This is a genomic window from Mesorhizobium sp. WSM4837, assembly GCF_055811435.1.
In genome coordinates this window covers 1-5,885 of record NZ_JBVVQE010000142.1, presented here as the reverse complement: position 1 = coordinate 5,885, position 5,885 = coordinate 1, and the positions used below count along the sequence as shown (strand labels likewise).

Genomic DNA, 5,885 nt, shown 5'->3' with positions numbered 1-5,885 from the left:
TGCTGGCCGGAGTGCTGTTGGTGCCAAGCTGGAGCACCCCTCATCCGGCCGCTTCGCGGCCACCTTCTCCCACAAGGGGAGAAGGGGGAGCCAATCTCGTGCAGGCCCATCGCACTTGATGGCCGATCCTGCCGGTGAAAATCTCGACAGGCGGTTCGGCGCGCTGCGCCGGTCCCAGAAGTCAGTCCAAAGACTCGGCATTGTGCCAGAAGCCGGCAAGTGTGCATGGCAGCCCATCATGAACGGTTGCGAATGAGCATGGTAACCACGAAGAAAGCGCCGACCGAACTGGTGATGATGCCGATCGGCAGTTCCTGCGGCGGCAGCAGCGTGCGCGCCAGAAGGTCGCTTGCCAGCAGCAGCACCGCTCCGAAGAGGGCGCAGCTTGCAATCAGGCGCAGATGCAACGGGCCGGCCAAGGGCCGGGACAGATGCGGGATCATCAGCCCGACGAAACCGATGACACCTGCGACCGAGACCAGGATCGCCGTCGAGAAGGCAGCGACGAGAAACGCCGTCCTGCGCATCCGCACAACCGGCACGCCGAGGCTTTCGGCAGCATTCTCGCCGGCCAGGAAGGCGTCGAGCTTGCGATGGTTCCACAGGCCATAGGCAAGAATGGTGCCCGCGCCAAGAGCAGCCAGCCCGACATTGTCCCATCGCGCCAGGCCGAGCCCGCCCATCGTCCAGAACAATACCGAGTGAGCGGCGCGCTGGTCTCCGGCGAAGACGAGATAGTTGGTCAGGGCGACGAACATGAACGAGACGGCAAGCCCGGCCAGTATCAGCCGTTCGGGGCCTTGCCCCCTCACCCGCGAAACCAGCAAAAGCACGATGCCGGCGGCCAATATGCCGCCGGTGAAGGCGGCAACCGGCAACGTCCAGATGCCGAAACGGTCGCCAAAAATGGTGATGACGGAAACAGCGCCGGCCGCGGCACCGGAGGACAGGCCGAACAGGAACGGATCGGCGAGGTCGTTTCGGGTTACCGTCTGCAGCAGCGCGCCGATGACGCCCAGCCCGGCGCCGACACAGATCGCCATGATCGTGCGCGGCAGCCTGAGATCGACGACAATCTTGGCAACCGGGATATTGCCGAGTGAGCCGGGCACGAGGTCTCCGTCCAGCCCGGCCGCATGTCCGAGCGCAGCAATCACGTCGCTCAACGCTATGACCGTCGATCCATAGGCGATCGACAGCAGAGCAAGCGCGGCGATTGCTGCCGCTCCTGCTGCCATGGCCATTTCGAATGCCCTGTGGCGCAAGCTCAGAAGGCTTCCGGGTGTATCGCGCTGGCGATCTTGCCGATCGCCTCGATGTTAGCAGGTCCGGGCGTCAGCTCGGCATAGCGCAGCGCGACGAAGCGCTCGTTCCTGACCGCATCGGTCTCCTTCATTGCCGGATGGACTTTGAGGAAGTCGAGCAGTTTCCTGTAACCGCCGCCGTCCTGGTAGTCGAGCAGGATCAGGAACTGCGGATTGCGGGAAGCGACCGTTTCCCAGTCCGTGTTGCCCCAGCTCGTCTGCATGTCGGCCATGATGTTGTCGCCGCCGGCAGCGGCGATCATGGCGCTGGGGATCGCGAACTTGCCTGATGTGAAGGGTTTGTCTTCGCCGGAGTCGTAGAGCAACACCCGCGTCCGCTCGCGGTCGCCGACCTTTGCCGTGATATCGGCGAGTTGCGCTTTCCAGCCTGAAACAAGTTTTTCCGCCCTGGCTTGCTTGCCGAAAATCCTGCCCAGCTTTTCGATGTCGCCGTAGAGCAGGTCCATCGAGGCGGCGGGGCGGTTGTTGTCGAGATGGACGCAGCTTTCCGTCAGCACCAGCGTCTTGATGCCGTGCGGCGCCAGCGTATCTGGCGTTACCTCGCCGCCCGGCTTCATGCCGTAATACCAGCCGGCGAAGAAGAAATCAGGCTCGACCGCGACCAGGTTTTCGAGCGTCGGGTATTTCGGCGCGAGTTCCGGGATCGCTCCCTGCCCGGCCTTGAATTCCGGACCGACCTTGTACCATCCGGTGATGCCGGTCAGACCGACGATCGACGGTTGCAGCCCCAGCGCGAAGGCCATCTCGGCCATGTTCATATCCTGGATGACGGCGCGCTTCGGTGCGGCGTCGAACGTCAGCGGTGTGCCGCAGCTGTCGACTGTTACCGGGAAAGCGAAGGCGGTCTGGGCAAGCAGCAGAGAGGCAAAAGACAGTGCCAGGCGTTTCACGGATGTTGCTCCTTGGTTAGATCAGAAGAGGCACGGTTCGGGACTTCGAACACCGTGAGTTCGCGGTCTTCGGTCGGATGGCGCAGCCGAAGCACCTCGACGCCGAAAATCTCGCGGATCAACTGCTTGGTCAGCGCCTCGCGCGGACCGGCGAGTGCCTGCAGGCGGGCCTTGTTCATCACCGCGACCCTGGTGGCAAATGGCGTGACCAGCGACAGATCATGCAGCACCGCCACGACGGTCATGCCAAGCTGCGATACGAGTTCGAGGAGTTCGCTGCGGGCGCGCGGATCGAGATGATTGGTCGGTTCATCGAGGAACAGGATTTTGGGCTCCTGGGCGATGGCGCGCGCCAGCTGGGCGCGTTGCCGCTCACCACCCGACAGCGAGCCGATCGTGCGGCCGAGCAGCGGCAACAGGCCGGTTCTGCGAAGCGCTTCGACGACGATGTCGCGTTGCTCGCTCCTGCGTCGCAAGCCGGCATGCGGGACCCGCCCAAGTCCGACGTAATCGATCACGGCAAGCCGCGGATCGGGTTGATCGGTCTGGCCGACGACCGCCATGTGCAGCGCCCGCTCGGCGGCCGGAAATGTCTCCAGCCGGCGTCCGGAAAATCTCACATCTCCCGCGCTCGGACGCAGCGTGCCGCATAGCATGCGCAGCAGCGTCGTCTTGCCGGCGCCGTTGGGACCGATGATGGCGAGGCGGTCTCCCGCCGCGACCGAAAGGCTGACCGCACTGACCAGGCGCTGGCCATTCGCCGTGGCGCTCAGTTCACGCGCTTCAAGAAGAGGCTGGCAGGCGTCCAACTTACCGTCACTTTCTCAATGGCGACGGAAGGAAGCTGGACCGGCCGACAAGACCGACGTCCACGTCTCCTCCCGGCACACCCCGTCCGGTCAACTCGTGCGATGGCAGGTCTCCTGGCTCGCGGGTCCTTGCGCCATCCTGCCTTCCCAGCCTTGCCGGCCAGTGGCATTTTCGGATTTTGCTCGCCGCTTACAGTTGCGGGGGCAGCCACGGCCTCGATCCGAAGATCTCACCGTGTTCCCTTTTCACCCCTCGCCTTTCGGCTTGGGGACCATCAGTCAGCCACCCTAGTTTTCCGCCAATCCCAGCGCAATAAGTTTCCGGGGTTCGGAGTGCCCCGCGAGCAATGGTCTTGTCAGAACGAGCATACCGAATCTCGTAATGTAATAACGTTACTACTTAAAAGACAACGCCTGCTCCCGTCAAGCCCTTCGCCCAACGCCTTGGACTTGCCGACCACCGTCGCATTGCGCGGTGCGCAATTTCGATCAAACTGCCTCCACCAGGAAGCGGTATCATGATCTGTCCAATGCGCAGTCCCACAGCAAGGAGCCATATGAACCCGACCGAGAAAGCGCTGTGGTTCGTCGAAAGCCACCTGCCGGAAGCCATCTCGCTCGACGATATCGCCAACAGCAGCGGCGTGTCGCGCTTTCACGTGACGCGGGCTTTCGCTGCGGCGACCGGCCGTTCGGTGATGGGCTACCTGCGTTCTCGCCGGCTGACCGAGGCGGCGCGCAGGCTCGCCGCCGGCGCACCGGACATTCTCTCGGTCGCGCTCGACACCGGCTACGCCTCGCATGAGGCTTTCACCCGCGCCTTCCGCGACCAATTCGGCACCACGCCGGAACTGGTGCGCGCGCAAGGCTCGCTCAAAAACCTCGATCTCGTGGAGCCGATCCTGATGGACCAGTCCTTCCTCACCAATCTCGAGCCGCCGCGTTTCGAAACCAGCCGGCCGTTCCTCATCGCCGGTCTCGGCGAGCGCTACAGCTGCGAAACCAGCGCCGGCATCCCGATGCAGTGGCAGCGGTTCGGCCCCTATATCGGCAACATTCCAGGCGAGGTCGGCGACGTCGCCTATGGCGTCTGCGTCAACGGCGACGACGCAGGCAATTTCGACTATATCGCCGGCGTCGAGGTGTCCGATTTTTCGGACCTTCCGAAGGAGTTTTCGCGCGTACGCGTGCCGATGCAGAAATACGCCGTGTTCGCCCATCGTGGCCACATCTCGACCATCCGCCGCACGGTCAACACGATCTGGAACAAATGGCTGCCGGCCTCCGGGCACAAGATTGCCGACGCGCCCGAATTCGAGCGCTACGGCCCCGAATTCGATCCGCGCAGCGGCAATGGCGGGCTGGAAGTCTGGATACCGGTCGGGTGAGGAAGGGCCAGTTTTCAACTTGTGTTGGAGACTAGTGTCGAGGCGCTCCGCCTTATCTTGCCTACTCCCCTTGTCCCACAAGGGGAGTAGGGAAAGACGCTACAACTCCAGGTTCCAGTTCTGGCCGACCAGATCCTTGCCGAAGGCGTGGTGGCGTTCCTGATTGGCCAGCTTGAACCCGGCCGCCTCGTAGATGCGGCGCGCTGAGGTGAGCACGTCGTTGGTCCACAGCGTCAATGTCTTGTAGCCCTTGGCACGGGCAAAGCCGATGCATTCCTCGACCAGCCGCCTGCCGATGCCGAGACCGCGCGCCGAGGGTTCGACGTAGAGCAGGCGCAGCTTCGCCACCGCGTCCGACTGGCGCACGACGAAGACCGAGCCGACGACTTCCCCTTCCCGCTCGGCGATCCAGCTGCGTTCCCATTTCGGATCGTAGGATTTGGCGAAAGCGCCGAGGATTTCGGCGACCAGCGCCTCATAAGTTTCGTCCCAGCCATATTCCTGCGCGTAGAGCAGGCCCTGGCGATGGATGATCCAGCCGATGTCGCCGACCTGCAAGGACCGCAGCATGTAAAGGACCTTGGGCTCTGCACTCTCGCCCAGCAGGCGCTGCACCGTCTGCATCGCCTTGACCAGCCTGTCCTGTTCCGGTGCGGAAAGCCGCTCGAGCAGGGCCGCGACCTGATCGTGCGAACCCTGGTTCAGCGGCGCGAACGCCGCTCTTCCCGCCGGCGTCAGCGCAATCGACGAGCGCCGCGCATCGGCTTGCGTCGCCACGCGCTCGACCAGACCACGCTCCTCGAATTTTTTCAGCAACCGGCTGAGATAGCCGGGGTCGAGCCCGAGATCGCGCGCAAGATCGGTGGCGGTCAGGCCATCGCGATGCGCCAGTTCATAGAGCACCCGAGCCTCGGTCAGCGAGAAGGCGCTTTTCAGCAGCCCTTCATCGAGCAGCCCGATCTGGCGGGTGTAGAAGCGGTTGAAGCCCCGCACCGCATCGATCCGCTCCCTGCCGGGTTGATGATGAATCGTCATGGCATCCTCCTGCCAGCACAAGATCAACCACTTAGTTGACTTAGTCAAGTATCAGTTCGAAGCAGGCTGCGGCTGTCGATCAGCTCACTCAGCGCCTTGACTCTCGCCAGCCACCGGCTTATCTCACCGCCACGTTAGCACTCGCCATTGGTGAGTGCTAAGCGTAGGTCCGGCGCCGCCGGACGGAGGAACTATTCTCACCATTCTCACCGAGGAATAAAAAATGGCAAAGTCGAAGTTCCGCCCGCTTCATGACCGCGTGGTCGTACGCCGGGTTGAATCCGAATCCAAGACTGCCGGCGGGATCATCATCCCCGACACGGCGAAGGAAAAGCCGCAGGAAGGCGAGATCATCGCCGTTGGTTCCGGCGCCCGCGACGAAGCCGGCAAGCTCGTCCCGCTGGACGTCAAGGCCGGCGATCGCATCCTGTTCGGCAA

Annotated in this window: 7 protein-coding genes and 1 riboswitch; of the genes, 3 read left to right on the top strand and 4 right to left on the bottom strand. The window is 63.3% G+C overall.

Features of this window, described 5'->3' with window-relative positions:
* On the top strand, window positions 1-256 hold a 256-nt coding region (locus tag AC0L3D_RS35865), incomplete at its 5' end, for a hypothetical protein (protein ID WP_473647438.1).
* On the opposite strand, the gene AC0L3D_RS35860 is transcribed toward AC0L3D_RS35865, so the two are convergent.
* The 3 genes from AC0L3D_RS35860 to AC0L3D_RS35850 are packed head-to-tail and all read right to left on the bottom strand — an operon-like array spanning window position 237 to window position 3,024.
* The gene (locus AC0L3D_RS35860; protein ID WP_473647439.1) at window positions 237-1,238 is read right to left on the bottom strand and encodes a FecCD family ABC transporter permease; all 1,002 of its coding nucleotides are present in this window, start codon (window positions 1,236-1,238) and stop codon (window positions 237-239) included. The genes AC0L3D_RS35865 and AC0L3D_RS35860 overlap by 20 nt on opposite strands.
* A 29-nt stretch (window positions 1,239-1,267) precedes the next feature.
* Window positions 1,268-2,215 carry an ABC transporter substrate-binding protein gene (locus tag AC0L3D_RS35855; protein WP_473647437.1) on the bottom strand — a complete coding sequence of 316 codons (948 nt, stop codon included), beginning with the start codon at window positions 2,213-2,215 and terminating at the stop codon, window positions 1,268-1,270.
* Complete coding sequence (locus AC0L3D_RS35850; protein WP_473647436.1) at window positions 2,212-3,024, bottom strand: ABC transporter ATP-binding protein; 813 nt, start codon at window positions 3,022-3,024, stop codon at window positions 2,212-2,214. The genes AC0L3D_RS35855 and AC0L3D_RS35850 overlap by 4 nt, the downstream gene beginning before the upstream one ends.
* Before the next feature lie 87 nt (window positions 3,025-3,111).
* A riboswitch (cobalamin riboswitch) is annotated at window positions 3,112-3,316 on the bottom strand.
* 265 nt (window positions 3,317-3,581) lie between these two features.
* Here AC0L3D_RS35850 and AC0L3D_RS35845 point away from each other — a divergent pair.
* Window positions 3,582-4,412: an AraC family transcriptional regulator gene (locus AC0L3D_RS35845; RefSeq protein WP_473647435.1), complete on the top strand. Its 831-nt coding sequence runs from the start codon at window positions 3,582-3,584 to the stop codon at window positions 4,410-4,412.
* 99 nt (window positions 4,413-4,511) lie between these two features.
* Here AC0L3D_RS35845 and AC0L3D_RS35840 read toward each other — a convergent pair whose 3' ends face one another.
* A complete protein-coding gene (locus tag AC0L3D_RS35840; RefSeq protein WP_419696660.1) occupies window positions 4,512-5,447 on the bottom strand; it encodes a bifunctional helix-turn-helix transcriptional regulator/GNAT family N-acetyltransferase in 936 nt (311 codons plus the stop codon).
* Window positions 5,448-5,670: 223 nt separating this feature from the next.
* On the opposite strand from AC0L3D_RS35840, the gene AC0L3D_RS35835 reads away from it, so the two are divergent.
* The coding region (locus tag AC0L3D_RS35835; RefSeq protein WP_133254887.1) for a co-chaperone GroES at window positions 5,671-5,885 on the top strand (215 nt) is incomplete at its 3' end.